The organism is Paraburkholderia sp. NPDC080076, from assembly GCF_050281145.1.
Taxonomy (GTDB): Bacteria; Pseudomonadota; Gammaproteobacteria; order Burkholderiales; family Burkholderiaceae; genus Paraburkholderia.
Map to the genome: position 1 here is coordinate 170,734 of NZ_JBNNWQ010000012.1, position 24,133 is coordinate 194,866.

Annotated in this window: 20 protein-coding genes; 7 read left to right on the forward strand and 13 right to left on the reverse strand. The window is 62.0% G+C overall.

Translation table 11 applies throughout. From position 1 onward, the window contains the following. Positions 1-61 precede the first annotated feature (61 nt). Entirely contained in the window at positions 62-367 is a 306-nt protein-coding gene (locus ACQKRQ_RS35340) for a hypothetical protein (protein WP_408318234.1), read from the reverse strand. A gap of 88 nt (positions 368-455) precedes the next feature. Between ACQKRQ_RS35340 and ACQKRQ_RS35345 the strand changes: the two genes are divergently transcribed. From ACQKRQ_RS35345 to ACQKRQ_RS35355, 3 genes are all read left to right on the forward strand, one after another. Beyond that, positions 456-1,055, forward strand: a complete 600-nt coding sequence (locus ACQKRQ_RS35345) for a MarR family winged helix-turn-helix transcriptional regulator (protein WP_408318232.1) — start codon at positions 456-458, stop codon at positions 1,053-1,055. Positions 1,056-1,224: 169 nt separating this feature from the next. Further along, complete coding sequence (locus ACQKRQ_RS35350; protein ID WP_427482197.1) at positions 1,225-2,646, forward strand: MFS transporter; 1,422 nt, start codon at positions 1,225-1,227, stop codon at positions 2,644-2,646. 197 nt (positions 2,647-2,843) lie between these two features. After that, positions 2,844-4,130, forward strand: a complete 1,287-nt coding sequence (locus tag ACQKRQ_RS35355; protein ID WP_427482198.1) for a Rieske 2Fe-2S domain-containing protein — start codon at positions 2,844-2,846, stop codon at positions 4,128-4,130. A gap of 66 nt (positions 4,131-4,196) precedes the next feature. Here ACQKRQ_RS35355 and ACQKRQ_RS35360 read toward each other — a convergent pair whose 3' ends face one another. The 11 genes from ACQKRQ_RS35360 to ACQKRQ_RS35410 all read right to left on the reverse strand — a co-directional run bounded on the left by ACQKRQ_RS35360 (position 4,197) and on the right by ACQKRQ_RS35410 (position 17,803). Next, positions 4,197-4,790 carry a carboxymuconolactone decarboxylase family protein gene (locus ACQKRQ_RS35360; protein ID WP_427482200.1) on the reverse strand — a complete coding sequence of 198 codons (594 nt, stop codon included), beginning with the start codon at positions 4,788-4,790 and terminating at the stop codon, positions 4,197-4,199. Between the two features lie 41 nt (positions 4,791-4,831). Further along, the gene (locus tag ACQKRQ_RS35365) at positions 4,832-5,125 is read right to left on the reverse strand and encodes a DUF4148 domain-containing protein (protein ID WP_427482202.1); all 294 of its coding nucleotides are present in this window, start codon (positions 5,123-5,125) and stop codon (positions 4,832-4,834) included. 2 nt (positions 5,126-5,127) lie between these two features. Beyond that, entirely contained in the window at positions 5,128-6,507 is a 1,380-nt protein-coding gene (locus ACQKRQ_RS35370) for an NAD(P)H-dependent oxidoreductase (protein WP_427482204.1), read from the reverse strand. Positions 6,508-6,546: 39 nt separating this feature from the next. Continuing rightward, positions 6,547-7,395, reverse strand: a complete 849-nt coding sequence (locus ACQKRQ_RS35375) for a TauD/TfdA dioxygenase family protein (RefSeq protein ID WP_427482206.1) — start codon at positions 7,393-7,395, stop codon at positions 6,547-6,549. Beyond that, positions 7,392-9,161, reverse strand: coding sequence for a GMC family oxidoreductase (locus ACQKRQ_RS35380; RefSeq protein WP_427482208.1), 1,770 nt, complete (start codon positions 9,159-9,161; stop codon positions 7,392-7,394). The genes ACQKRQ_RS35375 and ACQKRQ_RS35380 overlap by 4 nt, the downstream gene beginning before the upstream one ends. A gap of 33 nt (positions 9,162-9,194) precedes the next feature. Further along, on the reverse strand, positions 9,195-10,679 hold the full coding sequence (locus ACQKRQ_RS35385) for an aldehyde dehydrogenase family protein (protein ID WP_427482210.1): 1,485 nt from the start codon (positions 10,677-10,679) through the stop codon (positions 9,195-9,197). Positions 10,680-10,770: 91 nt separating this feature from the next. Continuing rightward, positions 10,771-12,819, reverse strand: coding sequence for a hydantoinase/oxoprolinase family protein (locus ACQKRQ_RS35390; RefSeq protein WP_427482212.1), 2,049 nt, complete (start codon positions 12,817-12,819; stop codon positions 10,771-10,773). Between the two features lie 63 nt (positions 12,820-12,882). Beyond that, a complete protein-coding gene (locus tag ACQKRQ_RS35395) occupies positions 12,883-14,625 on the reverse strand; it encodes a hydantoinase B/oxoprolinase family protein (RefSeq protein WP_427482214.1) in 1,743 nt (580 codons plus the stop codon). A gap of 66 nt (positions 14,626-14,691) precedes the next feature. Then, the gene (locus tag ACQKRQ_RS35400) at positions 14,692-15,453 is read right to left on the reverse strand and encodes a class II aldolase/adducin family protein (protein ID WP_408318211.1); all 762 of its coding nucleotides are present in this window, start codon (positions 15,451-15,453) and stop codon (positions 14,692-14,694) included. 65 nt (positions 15,454-15,518) lie between these two features. After that, entirely contained in the window at positions 15,519-16,463 is a 945-nt protein-coding gene (locus ACQKRQ_RS35405) for a PDR/VanB family oxidoreductase (RefSeq protein WP_427482216.1), read from the reverse strand. 50 nt (positions 16,464-16,513) lie between these two features. Next, a complete protein-coding gene (locus tag ACQKRQ_RS35410) occupies positions 16,514-17,803 on the reverse strand; it encodes a Rieske 2Fe-2S domain-containing protein (RefSeq protein WP_427482218.1) in 1,290 nt (429 codons plus the stop codon). A gap of 316 nt (positions 17,804-18,119) precedes the next feature. On the opposite strand from ACQKRQ_RS35410, the gene ACQKRQ_RS35415 reads away from it, so the two are divergent. The 3 genes from ACQKRQ_RS35415 (at position 18,120) to ACQKRQ_RS35425 (ending at position 21,213) form a co-directional block, all read left to right on the forward strand. Then, the gene (locus ACQKRQ_RS35415) at positions 18,120-19,121 is read left to right on the forward strand and encodes a PhnD/SsuA/transferrin family substrate-binding protein (protein WP_427482220.1); all 1,002 of its coding nucleotides are present in this window, start codon (positions 18,120-18,122) and stop codon (positions 19,119-19,121) included. 83 nt (positions 19,122-19,204) lie between these two features. Beyond that, positions 19,205-19,753 (forward strand): glutathione peroxidase, encoded by a 549-nt coding sequence (locus ACQKRQ_RS35420; protein ID WP_427482222.1) that lies wholly within the window; start codon positions 19,205-19,207, stop codon positions 19,751-19,753. 23 nt (positions 19,754-19,776) lie between these two features. Next, positions 19,777-21,213 (forward strand): MFS transporter, encoded by a 1,437-nt coding sequence (locus tag ACQKRQ_RS35425; protein WP_427482224.1) that lies wholly within the window; start codon positions 19,777-19,779, stop codon positions 21,211-21,213. Between the two features lie 54 nt (positions 21,214-21,267). On the opposite strand, the gene ACQKRQ_RS35430 is transcribed toward ACQKRQ_RS35425, so the two are convergent. Further along, positions 21,268-22,446: a Gfo/Idh/MocA family oxidoreductase gene (locus tag ACQKRQ_RS35430; RefSeq protein ID WP_427482226.1), complete on the reverse strand. Its 1,179-nt coding sequence runs from the start codon at positions 22,444-22,446 to the stop codon at positions 21,268-21,270. A 336-nt stretch (positions 22,447-22,782) separates the two neighbouring features. Between ACQKRQ_RS35430 and ACQKRQ_RS35435 the strand changes: the two genes are divergently transcribed. Beyond that, a complete protein-coding gene (locus ACQKRQ_RS35435) occupies positions 22,783-24,129 on the forward strand; it encodes an MFS transporter (RefSeq protein ID WP_427482228.1) in 1,347 nt (448 codons plus the stop codon). The last annotated feature ends 4 nt before the right edge of the window (positions 24,130-24,133 follow it).

The following is a 24,133-nucleotide window of genomic DNA, read 5'->3' on the forward strand; positions in this document are numbered from 1 at the left end:
CAGTCTGCGGTTCGCAACGGGCGCCGCTCACCGGCGGCGCCGGTGGAACGTGCCAGTTGTGTCACTCCTCCTGTTCGAACATGGCCAGTACGACGATGGGCAGCAGTTGCTCCGCGTAAGGTCTAGGGGCGTCCACCCTGATCAGCGTCGAGTCGACGCGATAGTCCCCCATCGATTGTTCCACCTGGCGCTCAATACCCGCGATGGTTTCCTTTTCAGCCGCGCCTGCCTCACCGTCATGCACGAACTGAAGCGTCACCTGGCGCTGCGCCAGATCTGCCGAGATAGATCGGATCTTTTCCGGCAGCGGCCAACTGAGCGCGCGGTTGACACTGCCGATCAACTGGCGATGTTCTTCGTTGGTCATGATACCCTCAGGAAAATAGAATTAGATCGCTAATAATGTAGCGTCGCACTACATCCCCTGTCAATTGCCGATTCCGAGGCCTGCCGCAGTGCGCGAACCGTTTGGCGGGTTGGCAGGCTGCCGTGTATCCTTAATCAACAAACAACCTTCCTGGATTGCGATGGCGACCCAACATAACGAAAAACCGGCGCTACCGATGCCGCGCAACTGGCGCGACGCCGTACCGAACGATCGGCTCGGGCACCTGGTCAAGGACGCGGCGCGCGCCATGGCGCGCGGTCTGCAAATTCGCCTGATGGAGCATTCGGTTTCGTATGGTTATTGGCCTTTCTTGCGCATTTTGTGGGAGCGGGAAGGCCTGACTCAGCGCGACCTCGCCGAGCTTGCGGGACTGCGTGAACCAACTGCCTATAACGCGCTGCAGCAAATGGAAAAGCTCGGATACATCACGCGCCGCAAGTTGCCTGGCAACATGCGCAATATCTGTGTTTACCTGACGCCATCGGGAAAGGCGCTACAGAAGCAGCTCATTCCGCTCGCCGAAGATTTGCATGAAGTCGCCGTTCGAGGCATTGCTGACAAGGACCTCGCCATCGTGCGCAAGGCGTTGCAAACCATGGTGCGCAATCTCGAAGAAGACGAACTCGAAGCGAACCGCCTCATGCCGCCTTCGCGCAAGATCGTGTGATGCCCATGACGGGCGATGCGGTTGCAGGAATCGCCGGAAATCGCCTGCGCCCAACAAATACTTAGGGATATAATAAAACCGCCTGAAGACCGGCGCTTCGCGCGTGCGCCCCGGTCCCAATCTTCATCTGCTGCAGAGCCGCGCGCCGGCATTCCGGATCAGGCGTGACGTGAAAGCATCTATCGGGAAGACGTCCATCGCCGATACGGCGGCACGGGACGGCACGGCGAACGTGCCGCAAGACGGCGTATCCGCTCCGCAACTCTATTGGGGCATTCTGGTCGTCACGCTGAGCACCGCGTTAGGCGCTTTGGACACGGTTATTGCCAATGTGGCGCTGCCGACCATCGCGCAAGACCTGCATGCGTCCCCCTCCGCCTCGATCTGGATCATCAACGGCTATCAGATCGCTATCGCCATTTCGCTACTGCCGTTCTCCTCGCTCGGGGACCGCATCGGCTATCGTGCGGTCTATCTGACCGGCATCACTGTGTTCACGCTCGCGTCGCTCACGTGCGCGCTTTCGCATACGCTCGTCGAGTTGACTTTGTCGCGTGTCGCGCAGGGGTTCGGTGCAGCCGGCATTGCGAGCGTGAATACGGCGTTGGTAAAAACGCTCTATCCCTCCCGCCTGCTCGGCCGCGGTGTCAGCATCAACGCCTCGGTGATCGCCACCGCGTCGGTGGCCGGACCTACCGTAGCCGCGTCGATCCTGTCGATCGCGTCGTGGCCATGGCTTTTTGCCGTCAACGTGCCGCTTGGTATCGCGGCGCTCCTGCTCGGATTCGTCGCGCTGCCGAGCAGTCTCACGCATCGCAACCGCTACGATGTGATCAGCGCTTTGCTCAACGTACTCACGATCGGCTCGCTGGTAATGGCTGTCGATGCCTTTGGGCACGGCGGCAACGCGCTGACCGTCATGCTTTATTTGTGCTGCACGGTCTGCGTCGGGTACGTCTTCGTCAAGCGTCAGCTCGATCGCGAGACACCCCTCCTTCCGGTCGATCTGCTGCGCGATCCGGTCTTTGCGCTCTCCGTCGCGACTTCGATCTGCTCATTCATTGCGCAGATGCTCGCATTCGTCTCTTTGCCATTCTTGCTGCAACGGACCTTTGGATACACCCCTGCACATGTCGGCCTTCTCTTGACGCCCTGGCCGCTCGCCGTGCTATGCATGGCGCCCATATCCGGCGTTCTTTCCGACCGCTACCCAGCCGGTGTTCTTGGCGGCATCGGCCTCGCAGCGCTCGCAACCGGGCTTGCACTACTTGCGTGGCTGCCCGCCGATCCTCCGGCCATCACCATCGCCTGGCGGATGGCATTGTGCGGTCTCGGCTTTGGCCTCTTCCAGTCACCCAACAATCGCGCGATTCTGGCCGCCGCACCGCGCGGGCGAACCGGCGGCGCCAGCGGAATGATCGGTACGGCACGCACACTGGGTCAGACAATCGGTGCCGCGCTTGTCGCGTTTGCATTCGAGGTCGTTCCACAGCACGAAGCCAGTGTCGCCCTCGCGGCGGGGGCCGGCTTCTCCGCGCTCGCGGCATGTGTGAGCCTGTCGAGACTCGCCGCCGCACGTCCGGCGAAGTGAACTGCCGCTGCGCGCCGCGATCGCGCTCATTTCCCCGCGCGATAGTTAGTTTTTCGAACGGTTTGACGTTGACGCAATAAACATAGATAGCTAATATAAATCAACCTGTTTGACCGCTTCTTCCGTGTGCGGCGCTGCGTGATGAGTCAACTGATACGCACGACGGATTGTCACTGATCTCTCCCGGAGGTGAACTCATGCTGACAGCAGAACAGAACCAGCTGCTTACGCGCGTTGGTGCAGGAACGCCCGGCGGCGAACTGATGCGCCGCTACTGGCATCCCATTGCCGGTGTCGACGAATTCTCCGACGGCCGCAGCGCGCGTCGCGTACGGTTGCTCGGCGAAGACCTCGTGTTATTCAAGGACCGTCAAGGCCGTTTCGGCTTGATTGCAGAACACTGTCCACACCGGCGTGCGTCGCTTGCATACGGCATTCCTACCGAGGACGGCATTCGCTGCCCGTATCACGGCTGGCACTTCGACGCGCAAGGAAACTGTATTGACCAGCCTAACGAGTCGGCGGAAACGTGCTTCAAGGAACGCGTCAAAACGCCGGCGTATGCAGTCGAAGAACTCGGCGGCATGCTATTCGCGTACATGGGACCGGAGCCGCGCCCGCTGCTGCCGCGCTTCGATGGTTTCGTGATCGAACCGGCGGTACGCATGATCGGACGCGCGGTGATCCCGGCTAACTGGCTGCAGATCATGGAGAACTCGGTCGATCAGGTTCATACGGAATGGCTGCATGGTCATCTGTACGAGAACCTGAAAGAGAAAGAAGGTGTGCGCGTGGCAATTACCAAAAAGCACGTCCGTATCGGCTTTACCGAGTTCGAGCATGGGATCATCAAGCGGCGTCTGCTCGAAGGTCAAAGCGAAGATTGCGACGACTGGCAGGTCGGCCATCCACTCGTGTTTCCGAACATGCTGGCAGTAGGCTATGCGTCGAAGAAAGCGGGCAGCCGCATGTCGTTCCAGATTCGTACGCCGATGGACGACACGCATACTTTGCACCTCTGGTACACCACGTTCGTGCCGCCTGAAGGCACCGAAATTCCAGCGCATCTGCGCGAACGCGTGCCGGTCTATGAGGTGCCCTATGTCGACCGCCGTGGTGACTATCTGCTCGACATGATCGATTCGCAGGACATCATGGCGTGGATCACGCAAGGTCCGATCGCCGATCGCACAAAGGAAAATCTCGGCTCGACCGACCAGGGCGTGGCGATCCTCAGGCGCATGGTGCATCGTGAACAGGCCAAGGTCACGCGCGGCGAGGACCCGTTGGGCACGGTGCGCGACGCAGCGATGAACGAGCAGATTCATCTGCCGCTTGAACAGGACAAGTATCATTACAACGACGGCTTCACCAGCATGCTCGGGCGCACTCAGGCACGGTATTCACCCTATGCGCGCGATCTCATCCGGCTTTTTTCACCGGAGCACGCCGAGGCGTTCGAGCGCGTTCTGGAGATGCTCTAGAAGCGATGACGTCGGGTGCTGCCGTCTGGCGCCCGCTTCACATTGCCACTAAATGAAATGACACCGCTAGCTGGTGACTAATGGCGGCTCGACACCCGGATCGAGCTGCATATCGAAAGTGGCCAGTAGCGCCGCGATCGTCGAGTAGTTACCCATCAACGCCACCAGATCGATCAGCGAGCGCTTGCCGAACGTCTTGAGCGCCCGTTCGTAAGTGCGCGAACTCACGCGATGCGCACGAAATATTTCCCGGCCCAACGTAATGACAAGCGCGTCGGTTTGATCGAGCGCGGCGAGGCGCCGATCGCGCCGAATCGCGTCGATGGTGTCTTCCGGTACGCCCGCGCTGAGCGCGGCCGCTTCATGGACGGCCCACTCGAACTGACTGTCGCAACAACGCGCTGTGGTGAGTATCGCGACCTCACGTACGCGCGGTGAAAATGCCGCTTCAAAGCGCAAATAGCGCAACAGCGGACGGTTGCGCTTGGCGAGTTCCGGACTGTGCAATTGCAGACCGCCCGGCCCGCGCAGGCCACGTATCGAATGCGCCCCGGGCTTCACGTGCGCATCGAAAATAGCTTGCGCTTCCGTGTCGAGGCTCGCGCGATCGGGTAGCGGCAACCGGCAGCCCGATTGCGGATCAATGTCGATGGGATACATGGTGTGGCCTCTGTGACGCGCACTTGACGCGCCTTGCGCCCTCACTGGCTCGCCGCCTGTCCGATACCCGCTTTCTTCTGCGCGTCCTGCAGATTCGACGGATAAGTGGATCCCACCTGATTCGGCTTATAACCATTCTTTTCCAGCGTCTGCAATTCAGCTTTGTTCTTCGCATGGGCGGCTTTTCGGTCTGCCTTACGTTGCGCCTTGCGCTCGGCTTTCGTGGCCGTGCTGGAGGCAGCGTCCGAGCCCTGCGCCCACGTCGGCGCTGCCGAAACCGTCATCAGCGTTGTTGCCATGATCGTGACCAACCATGAATGTGTGACCGTCGACATCGCTATGTCTCCTTGTTCGTTAGTTTCTTGAAGCTCTTCTCGCGCACGGCAAACATCGCTTCCATTTCGCGCCGCACACATACGTCCTGGCGTTTGGCGTCATAGCGCACGTCTTGCCATCGCACCACCGTGCCCGCGGCGATGTCGCGGACCAGTTCCATTCCGTGCGCGACACCGATCGGCAGCGCGCCGATCGCCAGCGAATCCGTGGCGGGCATCAGCTTGCCGTACACGGTATAGCCGCCTTCACCGTCGAGGCGCTCGCCCGCGCGCAACGCGCGTTTGCTTGTGGCCACCGCATCGGCCCGGAAGCCGCCGGTCGAGCCCGTTGCTTCGCCGCGCAACGCCACGCTCGCCACCGACGTGCCCAGTTCGAGGCCAATCAGGTGATAGGGTTTGTACATGGCCGCGAAACGGCCACTTGCGTCCGTTCTCAAGCCGTATTGCGCGAAACATTCGCGTACATAGCGGCTCATTGCTTCGATGACCACGTACACGCCCCAGCGCAAATCGCGAAACACCGGGCGTCCATCGCGTTCGAGCGATGACACGACTTCAACGGTGCCGCTCCGCTCCAGCACACCACCGGCGTCGACCGGTTTCAACAGTGCCGGTAGATCGTCGGCGCCGCAGGCGGGAAACGCGAGTCCATCGGTGGCGGGCGTGAGTGCGCAGGCGTTCGCAACGGCCGCCATTTCGAGTGCCGATTTCGTGCCGTCCACGAATGAATTGAACATCTGCGCGTTGAAATCTCCGCTTTGCACCTGCTCGTCGGTAAAGCCGTAGTGGCGCCAGACGGTATCCGGCGTCGACTGTCGATAAGCCGGCAAATAGCGGGTGCCTTTGCCCGCGCAAACGATTTCGAAGCCACAGGTGCGCGCCCAGTCGACCAGTTCCGCAATCAGCGCCGGTTGATCGCCCGATGCCAGCGAATAGACAACACCCGCCTCCTGAGCGCGGCGCGCCAGTAGCGGACCCGCGAGCACGTCTGCTTCGACGTTGACCATCACCACATGTTTGCGGTGCTCGCAGCACAGCAACGCGTGACGCACGCCGGCAGCCGGATGACCGGTCGCTTCGATAACGACGTCGATTGCCCCGCAGGCAATGAGCGCGGACGCGTCGTCGGTAACGAACGTCGATCCTGTGTCGAGGGCGTCACGCCAATCCGTCGCAGCATAGGCGGACGCGCACCAGCCTACCCGTTGCAGCGAATCGCGCGCGCGCTGTGGCGACAGATCGGCAATCCCGAGCAGATGTACGCCAGGTGTCGTGCGTACTTGCGACAGATACATCGAGCCGAATTTGCCCGCGCCGATCAAGCCGACACGTATCGGCCGGTTCGACGCAGCCCGGGCTTCGAGCTTCGCGATCAACGACATGGACGTCCTCCGCAGCGTGTGGCGCGTATTACGTTCCGGTCATTCGACCGCTTCCGCCGGCAACGTGATGCGCCGCATTACGCGACGCTGTTTGGGATCGAAGTCCGTGCGTGCGTGCAAAGCGCAGCGGTTATCCCAGATGAGCACGTCGCCGACCTGCCAGCGATGCGAGTAGATAAATTGCTCCTGCTCCTGATGAGCGAACAGATACTCGAGCAACGCATCGCTTTCTTCTTCCGGCATGCCTTCAATACGTGCAGTCATCAAGCGATTGACGAACAGCGATTTGCGCCGTGTGACAGGATGAGTGCGCACCACGGGATGCACGTGGCTGGGTGCGTCCGCATTCGGCTGTCCGCGTCGGGTCGGATTCAGCCCGTAGTCGTACACGTTCAGCGCCCTGAGACCTTTAATTTTTTGCTTCACGTCGTCCGGCAAGGTTTCATACGCCTTGTACGTGTTGGCGAATAGCGTATTGCCGCCTTCGCTCGGAATCTCGATGGCATACAGCATCGTGCCTTTTGACGGGTGATCGCGATAGCACTGATCGGAATGAAACTGCATCTCGCCGTCGGGCAGAATGCCGTCCGGACGATCCGGCTGCTTCACATTTGTCACGTACACGAGTCCCTCGACACGTTCGAGAGCCGGAATATGGCCTGATGACAGTGCGCCACCGCCGAACAGCCTGCCGAAGCGCACCTGGTCCTCTTCGGACAACGTCTGGTTGCGGATCAGCACGACCAGGTTCTCATGCCACGCGTCGAGAATCTTCTGGTTCTGCTCGGGCGAGAGATCGCGCAAATCGATACCCTGCACCTCGGCTCCCAATGCGTCGGATAGTGGCCGTGTCGTCACGAGGCCCGCCATCTGTGTTTGCTCGCTCATAACTGTCTCCTTGAATCGCTTGCGGATCGACTTGTGTGATGCGTGAATGCGGTGTCGGGCTTCGGCGTGAGGTTCACCATAGCCCGCACATCCGCGTCCTGCTGCTGAGACGTTGGATGTGTCGCCGGTGCGCGCAGCGCGGACGACTCGCTGGATTGGCTGGCGATCATTTCCGCCGCCTTCTCCGCGATCATCAGCACCGCGGCATTGATGTTGCCGCCGACGATGTCCGGCATCACCGACGCATCCACCACCCGTAAGCCGCGCACATTGCGGACGCGCAACGATGCGTCGACAACGGCGAGTGGGTCGTCGGCGGTGCCCATCCGGCAAGTGCCGGCCGGGTGATGCGAAGTGGCCGATGTGCGCCGCATATGCGCATCGAGCGCTGCGTCGGATATCTGATCGGCGCCCGGCAGCGTCTCGTTGCCGATGAACGGTTGCAGCGCCGCCTGGCTAGCGACTTCGCGGATCAGCCGCATGCCAGCGCGCAGCGTGCGCGCGTCGCGTTCGTCTTCGAGGAAATTGAAGTGAATTTTTGGCGCAGTACGCGGGTCTGCCGACGCGAGTTCGATCCGACCGCGACTGAGAGGACGCAGCAGCACCGCGCGGCACGCGAAGCCATCCGCTACGGGCCGGCGAAACGGTGCAAACCACGGACCCGCGCCCGGTGGCAAGGCACGAAACAGCAACTGGATGTCGGGAAGTGCCAAAGCATTGTCGGTCTTCAGGAAGCCGGTCCAGCCGCTCGGCAGGTCCGTCCAGAAGCCGTTGCGGAACAGAAGCGCCTGGGCGATCCCGCGCGCCACTCGGTCCAGGCGCATCTCACGTTGAAAGATCCCCGGTGCGCTTCGTGAGAATTCAACGCTTGCCCACAGATGGTCTTGCAGATTGCGCCCGACGCCCGGCACGTCGGCCTTGATGGGGATGCCATGACGTTCGAGCTGCGTGGGGTCGCCGATGCCGGACAGCATCAGAAGATGCGGCGAATGAATCGTCCCGGCGCAGAGAATGACTTCGCGATTGGCTTCGACGTTCTGCGCCTCGCCGTCCACCACGACTCGCGCGCCAGTCACGCGGTCGCCGCTGAATAGCAGCGTCTGCACCGCGGCGCGCGTCATCACACGCAGATTGCTGCGGTTGAGCACGGGTCGCAGATACGCGGAAGCCGCGCTCGAACGGCGGCCGTTACCCAAGGTCAATTGCAGGCGACCTACCCCTTCCTGCATATGGCCGTTATAGTCCGGCGTGGCCGGCAGGCCGGCTTCGTGCGCCGCGCGCATCCATGCGTCCACTAACGGGTCAGGATATTGCGACGTGCATGTCGCGACGGGCCCGACGCCGCCACGAAACTCCGACGCTCCGGCCTCCCAATGCTCCTGCCTGCGGAAATACGGCAGCACGTCCTGATAGGACCAACCAGGCAAGCCGTACGAGGCCCATCGATCATAATCGCCTGCATGGCCGCGCACGTAAGCCATCGCGTTCACCGACGAACAGCCACCAATCACCTTGCCCCGCGCGCACTCAATACGTCTACTGTCGAGTCGTGCTTCCGGCTCGCTGTGCAAACCCCAATCGAAACGCGGCGAGCCGTGCAAACGTCCCCAGCCAAGTGGAATGTGAATCCACGCGCTGCGATCCCATCCGCCCGCTTCAATCAGCAAAACATTGGTATCGCCCGCCTCGGTCAGGCGCGCGGCGAGCGCGCAACCAGCCGAGCCCGCACCGATGATGATGTAATCGAATCGCGATGTTGTGCTCATGGGCGCCGTCGGAACACGTAAATATTGGACCAATTAGCGCAATGTGACGTGAACGGACTTTTGCCTGGTATAGCTGAGCAATTCGTCCATACACTCTTCACGCCCCACGCCGCTGTTTTTAGTGCCGCCGAACGGCATGCCCGTGTAATGGCCACCGCCGCCGTTCACCCAGACATAGCCGCAATCGAGCTTCATCGCAATCTTCAAGGCCGCGTTCAGATCGTTCGACCAGAGTGCCGCGGCCAGACCGTATTCAGTCGCGTTCGCGAGCGCCAACGCTTCATCAGGCGAGCGCCATTTCAGCACCGAGAGCACCGGACCGAACACTTCCTCACGCGCGATGCGCATGTCACGTGTCACGCCGGTAAAGACGGTCGGCTCGACCCAATAACCGCGCCCGAAGGATTCACCCGGCGGCCGTTTGCCGCCTGTCGCCAGGTGCGCGCCGTCGGATTTCGCGACGTCGATGTATTCGAGCACGCGCCGATAATGACGCTCAGAATTGATCGGCCCCATTTGGGAGGTTTCGTCAAGCGGGTCGCCGAGTTTGAGCGACGAAACTGCCGCAACAACTCGTTCCACTACGGCGTCATGAATCGACTCGTGCAGGAGCAGGCGGCTCGTCGAGCCGCATGACTGACCCTGCCACGCGAAATTCATTCCGGCGATCGCGGCATTCGCCGCCACGTCAGGATCGACGTCGGGAAACACGATCATCGGATTCTTGCCGCCCAGTTCGAGTGAAACCTGCTTGACGCACACTTCCGCCGCGCGGCGCTGAATCATCATGCCCGTGCCCACCGATCCGGTGAACGCGATGCGCCGCACACGCGGATGGCGCACGATCGCGTCGCCGGTGATCTGCCCCGGACCCGGCAGAATATTGACGATGCCGGCGGGCAATACATCGGCACACACTTCGCCGAGTATCGCGGACGACAACGGGCTCTGTTCCGGTGGCTTGATCAACGCGGCGTTACCCGCCATCAGCGGTCCCGCGAGCGCTGCTACTTCGAAATAGATCGGATGGTTGAACGGCACGATGCGCGCGACCACACCGAACGGCTCGCGCATCGACAGATGCAGGCGCTCTTTCGAAAATGGCAGCGTCTCGCCCTTGATTTCGCACGCAATGCTCGCGTAGTACTCGAGCAGATGCACCGCGCCCGCCAGATCGCCGCGCATCTTGCCAATGGTGTTACCGGTGTCGCGCACTTCGAGTTGCAAAATCTCGTCGCGGCGTTGCATCAGCCGGCGGGCCAGCTCACGTAGCCGCTCGGCCCGATCGCTCACGTCGAGCGCGGCCCACGAGGGTTGCGCGCGTTCGGCGGCACTGACCGCGCGTTCCACGTCGTCAGCGTCGGCAATTGCGCTACGGCCAATTGGCGTTTCGTCGGCGGGATTCAGCGAGACGGCCCATTCGCCGCGCGCGCCCGCGCCAAGCTGCCCGTCGATCAGCAACGGATAATCCCGCAAGCCGGTCTCGTCGCCGGCACGTACCGAGGTCGTCTCCACCATTCGCTCGCTGGTAAATTTAAAATAAGATACCTAAGATTATGACGGATCCGCAGCAAGTCAAGTCAGGAGTAACCCCTTTTCGCGGGTACGGTCATGCTCCGATCTCCGTCACCAGCATGTTGCAGAACGTATCGACTTCTACGTGCTGGCCCGGATAAACCACGGTCGTCGACGTGCGTTCCTCGACGATCAATGGACCGATGAGCCGCGTGCCCGGATACAGATCGTTGCGGCGATAGACCGGTGTCGGAACTGACGCTTGCGGACCGAACCACGCGTCGCGCGTTTCGAACGGGGCCGGCGTGACGTTTTGCGCGATTTCGAAGGTTTTCATCGCCGGCTTCGGAATCTGCCCGACACCCGTCACCTGGAAGTTGACGATCTCGACCAGTTGTTGCTGCGCCATGTGTCCGTAGCGGCGGTGATGCGCTTCATGAAAGCGTTGCTGCAACGTTTCGAGGTCTTGCGGGCCGTTCAGCGCGGGCACCGTCACATCGACCTCATACGACTGGCCGGCGTATCGCATACCTGCATGGCGCACGGTGGTCAGATGCTCGCGCGGAATATTTTCGTTGACGAGGTCGTTCAGTACGATCGCTTCCATGTCGCGATAGAACGCATTGAGCTCGTCGCAACTGGTCGATTCCATTCGCGTGATGCGCGTCAGGCTGCGCTCCTGCTGCACGTCGCTCACCAGCATCCCGTATGCGCTGAACGTGCCGGGATCGCGCGGGATCAGAATCCGGTTGATGCCCAGTTCGGCTGCGATTCTCGCGGCTGTCGTCGGCCCCATGCCGCCGAACGGCACCAGCGCAAACTCGCGCGGATCGTAGCCGCGCTCGACGCTGATCGTGCGCATCGCGATCACGACGTTCGTCGTCAACACCCGCAGAATTCCCCACGCCGCCTCGTGCACGCTCATGCCGAGCGGTCGCGCGACGTGCTCTTCGACCGCCTGGTAGGACGCATCGCGCGAGATCGCCATTTTCCCTTCGAGCAACGCATGCTGATTCAGATGGCCGAGCACGACCAGCGCGTCGGTGAGCGTCGGATGCGTGCCGCCGCGCATATAACAGGCCGGTCCCGGATTCGAGCCCGCGCTTTCCGGTCCCACCTTCAATACGCCGCCGAGCTGGATCGATGCGAGACTGCCGCCGCCAGCGCCAACGGTATCGATATCGACCGCGTGCGTGCGGATCGGATGGCGTCCCACGGACACCTCCGACTTATGCAGCAACTGGCCCGGAACCACGGCCATATCCGTGCTGGTGCCGCCCACGTCGAACGTAATCAGGTTGGCGACGCCTTTGGCTGAGCCGAGGTAGCGGCTGCCGATCGTCCCGGCTACCGGACCAGACATCACCGTCTGGATCGGCGTGCGCGAGAGCATTCGCGAACTCGCGGCGCCGCCGTCCGATTTCATCATGAGCACGCGCGCGCCCGGAAAATAGCCGAGCGAAAGCGTCTCCAGATCCTTCAGATAACGTGCGGCCGGCGGCCCGATATACGCATTCGCGACGGTCGATGCCGTGCGCTCATATTCGCGCCATTCTGGGTTGACCTCGCTCGACAGCGACACGTACATGCCGGGTGCGACTTCTTCGATGATTCTCGCAATTTCCTGCTCGTGCCCTGCGTTTGCGTAGGCAAATAGCAGCGCCACAGCGATCGCCTCCACCTGTTGCGCCTGCAATTTCTCTACCGCGGCGACCACGTCGTCGCGTTGCAACGGCTCGATCACGGTTCCGTCGAACGCGAGGCGCTCGCGCACTTCGTGAATGCGATCGCGCGACAGCAGCATTTTCGGCGCGGGCGCATAGAGGTTGAACACATCGCCGCCGCGCCATTGACGCCCCATTTCATATACATCGCGAAATCCCGCGGTCGTCAGCAACCCGACGCGCACGCCATTGTCTTCGAGCAAGGTGTTGAGTGCCGCCGTCGAGCCGTGCAGGATCAGGGACACGGCGTCCTTGCCGAACTCCGTCTGCAGGTCCTTCATGATCGTGTCCATCACGAGCATCGGCTCTGCCCGGTTCGACAGATACTTGCGGATTACCGTGACGTCGCCGAGGTCTTCGTCGAATGCCGTCACATCGGTGAATGTACCGCCGACATCGATGCCGATCCGCAGTTTCATAGCCACCTCTTTTCTGATAACGGACGTAATTAGGTTTTTGACGCGTTTTCTGGTGCGCGGGTGTCAGTGCGTAGCGGAACGCGTCTTGTTGCCGCGCAAGTACGCGGTTGCTTCAACGTCGACGCTGCCGTCTTCCGGGTGAATCGCGACGCCGTATAGCGTGCGAGCCGCCTCGATCGACACATAGCCGCGCAACACGTCCAGTCGCACTGCTTCGGAGTCGCGCCCAAAGGGATCGCCACGGCCGCCGCCGCCCGCGAGTCCCCACGCGAGAACGTCTCCGGCGTGCAGGCGCAGCCCAGCCACTTTGGACGGCAGCGCACGTTCGTCCGGCTTGCCGCGATTGAGGACCGCACTCGAAGCCCGCGCCGGCAAGGCGCCGAGCGAACCCGGCGACGCATGCTTGAAGCGATCCGCGCGCAGATTGAAGGTCACTTCGTCGCTCAGCACTTCCCATTCGCGCATCGCGCCAAGACCGCCGCGATGCAAACCGGCGCCGGCGGAATCCTGAATCAGCGCGTAACGGCGAATGCGCAACGGAAACTCTGTTTCGACCGCTTCGACCGGCGTGTTCATCACGTTCAGCACGAGCTCATCCTGAACGCTGACGCCATCGCCATGCGGCCTTGCACCACCGCCACCGTTGTAGATCTCGTGAATCGAAAACCAGCGGCCGGTGCGGGGATTGAGGCCCGAACCGGTCAAGCCGCCGCTCGCGCCGCTGCCGGGTGCCGGAATGCGGTCGGGCGCCACCTCGCCAAGCACGCGCGCGACCAGCGTGCTAATCAACTGACTCGCACGCACATACATATTGACCGGCGCTGGAAAGCGCGGATTGAGCAGCGACCCTTCCGGCGGATACGCGACGTCGACCGGCCGCGACATGCCGTCGTTGACGGGCAGATGCGGCGCAAAAGCCATCTTCACCCAGCATTCGATCACGTTGCGCGACACGCATGGTCGCAGATTGATCGGACCGCGCGCTTGCGAATCGCTGTCGAGCGTGAACTTGAGCCGGTCGCCAGCAACTTCGAGCGACAGCGAAATACGATACGACTTCTCGCGGTCGATGCCGTCGTCGTCGAGATAGTCGACAACCGGACCGTACGTGCCGGGCTTGAGCTGTTTGATCTGCGCAGTCAGTTCTTTTTCGCAGATGTCCATCCAGCGCGTCCAGCACGTGAGCACCGATTTCGTGCCGTACTTCTCGAAGAGTTCACCGAACTTGCGGATGCCATACACGTTGGTCTGCACCTGCGCGTTGATGTCGCCCCAGGTCATTTCTGGCGTGCGCGTGTTCGCGCAGATCAGTTCGTACAGCGCCGCGTTCAACTCGCCCTCGTTGTACAGCTTGACCGGCGGGATCAGCAGACCTTCCTGGAAAACTTCAGTCGCGTCGGGACTATTGGTGCCCGGCACTTTGCCGCCGATGTCCGGCTTATGCGCCGTGTTGCCGATATACGCGACCAGTTCTCCTTCGAAGAACACTGGCGAGACGATCGTGACGTCGGTTGCATGGTTCTGACACGCACGGTACGGATGATTGACGATGAATGCATCGCCCGGTGCCATCTTGCCGCGAAAGGCCCGATGGATTTCGCGCGTTTGCGCGGCGATCGGGCCGATATGCGCCGGCTGGGGAATGCCCTGCGCCACCATTCGCGCATGGCGGTCGAAAATCGCAAAGGTGAAATCCTGGCTTTCCTTGATCACCGTCGAATAGCCGGTGCGCAGCATGTTCATGGTCAGCTCACGTGCAATCTGCAACGTGGACTGAAAAATGACTTCCAGATCGATGCCATCCATCCGAACCTCCGCGACGCTGAAGTGAAAGGTGGCTGCGCCGCCGCGCAACCGCATGAAACCATACGGCTAGGCGCGACGCTCGTGGTCTTCAAGCACGCTCACATAGTGACGCCACGTCCACTTGAACACGTCTTTGTTGTGCGCCGAGAGCTTGGCGTTCTGTGCTTCGCGCAGACGTTTGAAGTACATCTGATCCTCTTCGCCGAGCAGCATGGGGGGCTTGCCGGCCTTTGCGCATTCGAGCGTGATGCTGGCCAGTGTTTCGAGCTGGATCGCCTTGATCGTCGCTTCTTCCACCGACGCGCCCACTGTCGCCACGCCGTGGCCATACATCAGGCAGACCGACTTGTTCTGCATCGACTTGACGAGTTGCTGACCGGTCGCCGCGTCGCGCACAAGCATTGCGCGGGGGAACATCGGCACACCTTCGGCCGCGAGGTACATCGAGTTGGGGTCGTAGGCGCCGAAGATCGGTTGCAGTTCGAGGCCGAGGATCGTGCAAAGCATCGACGCGCGGGGGTGAGCATGCACGACCGCGTTGACCTCGGGCCGCGCCTTATACAACTCGCCATGAATCGGCAGTTCGGTGGGCGTCTCGTAGGCATCCGCATGTTCGAGTTCGGAACCGTCGAAACGGCACGCGTGGACCGCTTCAGCCTGCGTGCGGATCAGGCCCGCTTCGCTCTTGCCGCGACAGCGGATCAGCATGCGTTCGCCTTCGATTCGCGCACTGACGTGGCCCGTGGTTTCGCGCACCAGGCCCAGATGAGCCAGGAGCCGGCACGACGTGGCAATCGTTTCACGAAGTTCATCAAGCGTGGTATCCATATGTACGGCCTCTCCTGATTGAGTGCAGCGGTGTTGACCGCGCGGCTTCGACTCATCCTGCCGCGTCAGCGATCTATCGTGATCTCCTGCGTTTTCGCGCGCGACACGCAAGGAATGATGAAGGTGTCCTGTTCGTCGTCGAACAGCGCGAGATCGCGGTGATCCGCGACGCCCGCGATCAACGCGGTCTTGCATGTCGCGCAGGAGCCGGTTTCGCATGAGGTCGGCACATCGAAACCGTGTTCGCGCATGACCTGCACGATGGACTTGTCCGCCGGAATGTCGAGCGTCACGCCGCTTTTCGCCAGATGACACCGGAACGGCCGGTTCACGTTCGATTCTTCAGCGACCTTCGCGGAGCCGAAGTCCTCGAAATGAACCGTGCCGCGTGGCCAGTTCGCCGCGGCCTCGCGCACTGCGTCCATCAGCGGACGTGGGCCGCAGCAGTAGATATGCGTGCCGGGCTCGCGCGCCGCGAGCAATCCGGCGACATCGAACGCGCGGCTCGGATCGCCTTCGTCGTGATGAACCGTGATGTTGGAATGCTCGCGCGGCGCGTTGACTTCATTCAGAAATGCGGTCACCGACGCCGTACGCGCGAAGTAGTACAGGTCGTAAGGAACGCCACGCGCGTCGAGGTGCTGCATCATCGCGTAGATTGGCGTGATTCCAATGCCGCCCGCAATGAACAGGAATCTCTCCGCCGACGCTTCCAGCGGAAAATCATTGCGCGGCGTCGACACATCCAGTCGATCACCCGTATGCACGCCTTCGATCATCGCTCGCGAACCGCCCTGACCGTGATGTTCTTTCTTCACGGCGAAACGGTAATAACCTGTTTCTCCGGGCGCACTGCACAACGAATATTTGCGCACGAGACCCGTCGGGCCAGTCACCTCCACATGCGCACCCGGCGTGAACTCGGGCAGCGCGGCGCCGTTGGCGTCGCGCACCTCGAACAGGTAGATGTCACCCGCAATCTGCGCTTTGTGACTCACAAGCAAATTCATGATTCTCCCTGTGCACGTTCCCGGTCTATTCGTTGCCGGTCCGCGCTGCTTTAAAGCGAGTCGAGCACTTCTTCGAAGGCACGAGCCTGGCCGGGCTGGAACAGTTCGACCAGTTCCCGCGCGAACGGGGAATGTCGCGCATGCACGCGCGAGAGCAGGCTCGCGAAACCGTCCAGGAAGTGGTGCTTGTCGCGCTCCAGCGGCAGATCGATGCGCTCGTTGGCGCGCGCATCGCGCATCGTGCCCAGCGGATCCTCGCCACGCTGCACCTTGCCGATCTCGCGATGTACCATGCGCCGCAGGATCGCCAGCCCCTGGTCCGTGCTGCCCAGGTTCTCCTTCGTGCGATCGGCGATCGGCCCCTGCGTGACCCACGCCATGATGTCCTGCGCGTCGATCATGTCCAGCGCGTACTCGCCATGCTTGTCCAGATACGGCACCTCGTACACCGGCACGCGCTCCAGCAGATGCGGCGCCACCTTCGCGCCCGGCGGCGGCACGTACGCGGTGTACCACAGGTGCAGGGTGTGCGTGTCGTCCATCGGCGTGCGGATCTGGAACGCGTACATGCCCCATTGCGGCGACGCATAGCCCACCGCCAGCATCGTCGGGAACACCAGCGGATGGCCGATCTGCCAGTCGTCGCAGTCCTCCGACTGCCCTTCGAGCAGGCGCCGCTTGATGATGCCGTGCTCGAACTCGGTAAAGCCGATGCGCACGTGCCGGCGGCTGATCGAGAACTTCGCGGGCTGCCCCTGGATCTCGCGCAGATGCTCGTGCAACTGCCCGTGCAGCCACTCGGTATGCACCTGGTCGACCGAGTTCTCCATGATCTGCAGCCAGTTCGCCGGCACCACCGCCTGACCGATCATGCGGATCGCGGGCGAGGCGACGAAGCCGTCGTAGCGCGGCAGCAGCGGACGCGGCTCCGGGCCCATGTAGGCGAACAGCATGCCGCCCAGTTCCTCGACCGCGTAGGCGCTCGTGCTCACGCGCTCCTTGAAGCAGGTCTGGGCCGACTCGTTGGGCTGCTCCAGGCATTTGCCCTGGGCATCGAAGTGCCAGCCGTGATACGGGCAGCGGATGCCCTGGTCGGTGGGAATGCCGTAGGCGAGCGAGGCGCGCCGGTGCGGGCAGTGCTCGGCGATGAGCCCGAAGCGGCCCTGGCGGTCGCGAAACAGCACCAGGTCCTCGCCCAGCACACGCACGCGCTTGGTGGAGCGCGCGCTGCTGAACTCATCCACTCCGCCCACCGGGTGCCAGTAGCGGCGCATCAGTTCGCCGCCGGGCGTGCCCGGTCCCACACGTGTGAGCAGTTCATTCTGTTCGGCCGTCAGCATCGGGTTCTCCTCTTTGCACTCGATGACGAAAGCGGCGTGTTTGCAGTGCCGCCCGTCAACCGGTTATCGATGATTTCGGATTAAGTTTAGGCATCTAAGTTAATCGTGTCAATCGACGTCGTGAGCCATGTTCCCCTGTTACTACATACATCGGGAAAGCCCTAAGGCCGCATTTTTCATACTTCGACTCGCTTGACACACATCCGGTGCTGGTCGATTATTAGACGGCTAACTAGAAAGCTAACCATGCAGCCGGGCAGACGGCTGCCCCTTCCAGCTTGATGACATTTCCACTCCCTCCGAGGAGACAACGACCATGAGCGGCGACACGATCACCTTGAGCATTGCGCTATCCGACAACGAACGCACCCGTCCGCTCGCGCAAGGCCGCGTGCATGCGCAAGGCGTGAAGTTGATACCCACCGTCGTGCATCCGTCCGAGATGTTCTGGCGTCAGTTGAAGTACGGCGACTTCGACGTTTCGGAGATGTCGCTCTCGTCGCTATTCATTGCGGCATCGCGTGGCGATCGTGACTGGGTTGCACTGCCCGTCTACACGTCCCGGCAGTTCTTCCACACAAATATTCTGGTGCGTACCGATCGCGGCATCGAACGTCCGGAAGATCTGCGCGGCAAACGTATCGGCGTGCCCGAATACCAGCAGACTGCGGCGTTATGGTCGCGCGGCATACTGGAGCACGAATTCGGCGTGGCGGCTCGAGACATCGAATGGTTCATGGAGCGCGGCCCGGAAAAAAGCCATGGCGGCGCCACCGGCTTCAGGCCGCCCGAGGGCGTTCGTCTCAATCAGATTCCACCCTCGACGAATATCGGCGAAATGCTCGTCAGCGGCGAACTGGACGGCACGCTGCTTTATCTGACCTCGCGCAATCTGGTCGATCGCAGCACGATCGACATCAGCAAGGTCGAGACGGTCAAACCGCTCTTTGCGGACAAGCTGGCTGAAACGCGGCGCTTTTACGCCAAGACCGGCATCTACCCGATCAATCACACGGTGGTGATCCGCCGCGCGCTGTATGAACAGCACCCATGGCTCGCACTCAATCTTTATCATGCATTTGTCGACGCAAAAAACGAAGCGGAGCGCGACACGCTCGAAGGCATGCGTGCTTTCCTCGACACCGGGCTCGTGGACGCGTCCGTACAACAGACGCTTGTTCAGGATCCGAAGGCGTATGGCATGAAGGCCTCGCGTCCAGTCGTGGAGCGTGTAGCCCAATATCTGCACGAACAGGGGCTGACCGCGCACCGCGTAAACGTGGACGAGGTATTTGCAAAGTCGACAGTGGATCTATAGGGCGTGAGCGCCTCGCGCGCAGCGGCATTCGCCGGGCGCGCGTATTATCGCTGCTCGTCCACTCGCAATACAGGGAGCGCGCCATGTCAGCCATCCGCAAGATTCCGTTGCAAACGAACGCCGGCGACACCGCCGATCTGTCGTCCTACGACGGCAAGGTGTTATTGATCGTGAACGTCGCGTCAAAATGCGGGCTTACGGTGCAATACGAAGGGCTGCAAACGCTATATGAAAGAAAGCGCGCTGAAGGCTTCGAGATTCTCGCCTTCCCGGCCAACAACTTCAAAGGTCAGGAACCCGGCACGAACGAGGAAATTCGCGCGTTCTGCGACACGCAATACGGCGTGAGCTTCCCGCTCTTTGCGAAAATTTCGGTGGTGGGCGAAGACCAGCATCCTCTTTATCAGGAACTGACCCAAGCCGTGCCCGACGCGACCGGCGAAGGCCCGATGCGGCAGCGGCTGACCGAGCGTGGCGTGCCGGCCAATCCCGCTCCAGGCGTGCTGTGGAATTTCGAAAAATTCCTGATTGGCCGGGACGGGGCGGTTCTCGCGCGCTTCTCGCCTGACGTCACTGCGGACGACCCGCGCCTGCTGTCCGCAATCGACACCGCGCTCGCCGCGCGCGCCTGAGCGCCCAGCGCCGGGCAGCCGCCATGCAGGAACTCTCGCCCGCCCGGCGCACCGTGATTCTCGCGACGTGCTGCCTGAGCCTGCTGATGGTCTCGATGGATGTCACCATCGTCAACGTCGCGCTGCAGGCCATCCGGCTCGACCTGCACGCCTCGCTCTCCGCGCTGCAATGGATCATCGACGCCTATACGCTCGTGGTCGCCTCGTTCCTGATGTTGGGCGGTTCGCTCGCGGACCGCTTCGGCAGACGGCGAATCTTTCAGATCGGCATGGGCGTGTTTTCGATCGGCTCGCTGCTGTGCAGCGTGGCGCCTACTGTGAGTTGGCTGATCGCGTTTCGCGCCGTGCAGGCGCTCGGCGGCTGCATGCTGAATCCCGTGGCGATGTCTATCATCACGCACGTTTTCACGGACCCGAAAGAACGCGCGCGCGCGACCGGCTTATGGGGCGCTGTGGTCGGCATTTCGATGGCGCTCGGACCGCTCGTGGGTGGCCTGCTGACGCAAAGCATCGGCTGGCGCGCGATTTTCTGGGTCAATCTGCCGTTCGGCGCGGCCGCCATCGTGCTGACCGCCTGCCTCGTTCCCGAATCGCGCGCACAGCAGGCGCGACCTCTCGACCCGCTGGCGCAACTACTCGTCTTGATCGCGCTGGCCGCACTGACGTTCGCCGTGATCGAAGGTCATGAAATCGGCTGGGGATCGACCATCATCGTCGGCATCTTCGCGCTGTCCGCGCTTGCGACCGTCGCATTGCTGATGCACGAAGCGCGCCAACGTCAGCCGATGCTTGACGTGCGCTTTTTCCGCAACGTGCCGTTCAGTTGCGCGACGCTGCTCGCGATCGGATCGATCGGCGCCTTTTCCGGCTTCCTCTTTCTGAACTCGTTATATCTGCAGGAAACGCGCGGTCTCTCGGCCATGCTGGCCGGCCTGTGCACGCTGCCGATGGCGCTCGGCATGATCGTCTGCTCGCCGCTCTCTGGATGGCTGCTGCATCGCTATGGCGCGCGGCCGAACATCGTACTGTGCGGCATCAGCTTGACGGCGAGTGCGCTCTGGCAAACCCAGCTCGCGCCGGACACGCCGTTTGCGGCGCTGTTCGCCTGTTATCTGCTGTTCGGCTGCGGCGTCGGCATGGTCAACGCCACCGTTACTTACACGGCCGTGTCGGGCATGCCACTCGCGCAGGCGGGACTCGCCGCGGCGATCGCGTCGACGAGCCGGCAGATCGGCGCTGCGCTCGGCGTCGCGCTCGCGGGCGTCATTACGCATGCGCGAACCGCTACCGGCATGAACTTCGCCGAAGCGACGCATCCGGTCTGGTGGGGTGTCGTCGTGATCGGCGCGGCGATCATCGCGCTCGGCTTTCTGTCGACGAGCCGCTGGGCCGAGCGTTCGTCCGCGAGCGTCGCGCATCTGTTGCGCGAACCTGCGAGCGGTGGCGCCGCGCAACAATGAGCAAGCGTCTCTGCTTACCTGAAGCGTGTTGGGCGCGCGTGCTGTCGCAACGTTTTAATGTGACACCGGCGACGGCACCGCGACCTGACGAGTGAGCGTGACCTCTTTTCCACTGCGCGCCGATTCTGTCGCGGCGACGCACACTTCCAGATTCGCGAGTCCCCATCGACCATCGTGCACGGGCGCCCTCAACCCCGCGAGCGCATCATGAAACTCATTGACGACCATGTCCTGCGGCCCCGGCGGAATCGGCAACGCCATGTCCTCGCGGCCTTGTGCGGTATAAATGGAAATACCGTGACGCGACTGACGCATGTCGCCGTGTTCGCAACTCACGAGTGTGAGGCCGAACGACGGATGGTAAGGCGGCTGCCCGCGGTGCATCTTCGCGGAGCGTTCCCGCTTCGCGGCGATTTCGTCCTGATGTACGCCCACATGCGCGCGCCGCCGTGCGCCGATTGCAGCAGGGTCGGCGGCAAAGCCACCTTCATCGACATCGTCTGATAATTCTGCCGACATGAAGGCGCCATAGCCGTTGTAGATCGCGTTGCCGATGGCTCCGTCGGCGAAGCGAACGACCACCGTGTGTGCGCCAACGGCCGGTCGCGCGGCATCGAAATCGAAGGTGGTCGCGCTAACCTGCGTGGCAAGGCCACCGGCTAGCAGCCGGATCACATCGAACTGATGCGCGCCCTGCCGATAAGTGACGCCACCGCCATGCGCGGGGTCGAGTTCGTCGGGACGGCGCGGGCGATAGATCCAGTCTGTGTACGACAACTGCGTGACCATTCGCATGCGCCCCAACGCGCCGCTTTCGATGATTTCGCGCATCTTGTGAATCGGCGCATCGTAGCTGCGCGAGTGCCCGATCATCAACACACGCTGCGCGCGGGCCGCCGCATCCACCATTGCTTGCGCGTCGTCGAGATGCGCTGCCATCGGCTTTTCGCACAGCACGTGCAATCCGGCTTCTACAGCGATGCGGGTGTGCCGTGCGTGCAACTCGGTGGGCGTCGCGATGTATACCGCATCCAGATGCTGCGCCGCAACGAGTGATTCGATGCCATCGAACGCCGGCACGCCCCACTGCGCGCCGACGGACTCGCGCACTTCCGTGACGGGATCGGCGACTGCAGCCAGCACCATGCCGCGATGAGCGGCAATGGCCGGCAGCATCATGCGCGCAGCCGTGCCGAGTCCGACTACACCAATCCGAAACTGTCTTCCGTTCATCTGACTGTCTCCGCTAACGTCGCCTTAGATCGCACCGCATATGACATGAAGGCTTTAATATTAGATACCAAAGTATAGAGGAATACGATGAAGTTGTGGGCGATCCACAACCCCCGCGGAGCTCGCATTTCGATGAGGGTATTTCTCTACGTTCCAACGTACGCATCCCGATTGACAAGCTGGCCAGGGAGAGGAAAATGCTCAGCACACAACGCTTAGATAACTAAGTGATAGCCGCGCCAGCGGCAACGTGCCCCGCTCCACTCGCTCCATCCCGGCGCGGCCTGCACGACGAGACAACCGGCATGTCTGTTCACAACCGAACGGTGAAACGCGATGAACGGAAATTCGCTGCACGAAGCGTCGACGGGTGCCCTCAAGCGAACTCGCGGCCGCTGGTTGGTCATCGCGCCGCTCCTGATCCTGTTCTCGTTCACCGTGCAGTTGGACAAGACGAACATGTCCGTCGTGATCGCGGATCGCACCTTCCTGCACGCACTCGATCTGGTCGGCAAGCCGGCCCATATCGGTCTGCTCAATACGTTGTTCGTGGCGGGCTACGGAATCGGCATGCTGTTGTGGGGTTTCGTGATCGACTGGCTCGGACCGCGGCGCTCGGCAATGGTCAGCATATGCGGCTGGGCGTTTTTTACCTTCATGTGCGGCCGCACCACCAACGTGGTCGAATTGTACGCAGCGCGTGCGCTGCTGGGCGCAGCCGAAGGTTGCATCTGGCCTCTCGCGAACAGCTACACGGGGCGGTGGTTCCCGTCGCGCGAACGTTCACGGATCACCGGCATGTGGGTGAGCGGCGCATTCGCCGCAATCGCCGTCGGCATTCCGATCATCACGGCGATTCTGCTCGAACTGGGCTGGCGTGGTGTATTCATTTCGCTCGGGATTTTTTCGTTCGTGCTGGTGCCGTTGTTCTTCTTCTTCGGCGCCGACTATCCGGCGAAAGCGCGCTTCGTCAACGAGGCCGAAGTCGCCTACATCCGCAGCGGCGCGGCGCCATTGGTCAGCACCGCGAGCGGCGAACAGCCCACGCTCGCGCAATCGTTGCTGAACATTCGCATCGTCTTGCTGATTCTCGTTCACGCCAGTTCATCGGCTATTCTGTGGGGGCTCACGACGTGGCTGCCGACTTACCTCGTGCGGGAACGCGGACTGTCGATGAAAAGCATGAGCGGCGTGATCTCGATCAGCTATATCGCGCCGATCCTCACCGTGGTCCTCGTCGGCTATCTCGCCGATAAAGCGCGTCATCGTGCATGGGTCGGCGCCATCGTTGCGCTTGCCACCATGGCCGGCCTCTCGATCGCCATGAGCGTGCCGTGGCTGCTCGTCACGGCGTTCCTGCTTGTACTCGGAATTGCCGCGCCGATGATTTTCGGCGGCCTGCACAGCGCGATGCTGCACGATTATGTCCCGCATACGCAGATCGCGCGCTCGACCGGCATCGTCGTGGGCCTGGGCAATTTGCTTGGTTCGTTTTCGCCCGCGGCGATGGGTTACCTGGTCGGCGTATTCGGCGGCAAATTCCTCGCGGCGTTCGTGATGATCATCGGCCTGAATGGCCTGTCACTGATCATGTACACGGTGATCGCGCTGATGAAGCGCCCGAGCTTTGTCGACGTGCGCGCCGAGGAGCCGGCGCTGGTGAGCGCGCGGCCCCGCCCTTGATGTA

Excerpts from the sequence above, each read along its gene's own strand:
- ACQKRQ_RS35395 (WP_427482214.1), bottom strand. The coding sequence starts at position 14,625 with ATGGATGGCATCGATCTGGAAGTCATTTTTCAGTCCACGTTGCAGATT.
- ACQKRQ_RS35430 (WP_427482226.1), bottom strand. The coding sequence starts at position 22,446 with ATGAACGGAAGACAGTTTCGGATTGGTGTAGTCGGACTCGGCACGGCT.
- ACQKRQ_RS35380 (WP_427482208.1), bottom strand. The coding sequence starts at position 9,161 with ATGAGCACAACATCGCGATTCGATTACATCATCATCGGTGCGGGCTCG.
- ACQKRQ_RS35340 (WP_408318234.1), bottom strand. The coding sequence starts at position 367 with ATGACCAACGAAGAACATCGCCAGTTGATCGGCAGTGTCAACCGCGCG.
- ACQKRQ_RS35425 (WP_427482224.1), top strand. The coding sequence starts at position 19,777 with ATGCAGGAACTCTCGCCCGCCCGGCGCACCGTGATTCTCGCGACGTGC.
- ACQKRQ_RS35405 (WP_427482216.1), bottom strand. The coding sequence starts at position 16,463 with ATGAATTTGCTTGTGAGTCACAAAGCGCAGATTGCGGGTGACATCTAC.
- ACQKRQ_RS35400 (WP_408318211.1), bottom strand. The coding sequence starts at position 15,453 with ATGGATACCACGCTTGATGAACTTCGTGAAACGATTGCCACGTCGTGC.
- ACQKRQ_RS35355 (WP_427482198.1), top strand. The coding sequence starts at position 2,844 with ATGCTGACAGCAGAACAGAACCAGCTGCTTACGCGCGTTGGTGCAGGA.
- ACQKRQ_RS35420 (WP_427482222.1), top strand. The coding sequence starts at position 19,205 with ATGTCAGCCATCCGCAAGATTCCGTTGCAAACGAACGCCGGCGACACC.
- ACQKRQ_RS35390 (WP_427482212.1), bottom strand. The coding sequence starts at position 12,819 with ATGAAACTGCGGATCGGCATCGATGTCGGCGGTACATTCACCGATGTG.
- ACQKRQ_RS35360 (WP_427482200.1), bottom strand. The coding sequence starts at position 4,790 with ATGTATCCCATCGACATTGATCCGCAATCGGGCTGCCGGTTGCCGCTA.
- ACQKRQ_RS35415 (WP_427482220.1), top strand. The coding sequence starts at position 18,120 with ATGAGCGGCGACACGATCACCTTGAGCATTGCGCTATCCGACAACGAA.
- ACQKRQ_RS35370 (WP_427482204.1), bottom strand. The coding sequence starts at position 6,507 with ATGTCGTTGATCGCGAAGCTCGAAGCCCGGGCTGCGTCGAACCGGCCG.
- ACQKRQ_RS35375 (WP_427482206.1), bottom strand. The coding sequence starts at position 7,395 with ATGAGCGAGCAAACACAGATGGCGGGCCTCGTGACGACACGGCCACTA.
- ACQKRQ_RS35435 (WP_427482228.1), top strand. The coding sequence starts at position 22,783 with ATGAACGGAAATTCGCTGCACGAAGCGTCGACGGGTGCCCTCAAGCGA.
- ACQKRQ_RS35385 (WP_427482210.1), bottom strand. The coding sequence starts at position 10,679 with ATGGTGGAGACGACCTCGGTACGTGCCGGCGACGAGACCGGCTTGCGG.
- ACQKRQ_RS35410 (WP_427482218.1), bottom strand. The coding sequence starts at position 17,803 with ATGCTGACGGCCGAACAGAATGAACTGCTCACACGTGTGGGACCGGGC.
- ACQKRQ_RS35365 (WP_427482202.1), bottom strand. The coding sequence starts at position 5,125 with ATGTCGACGGTCACACATTCATGGTTGGTCACGATCATGGCAACAACG.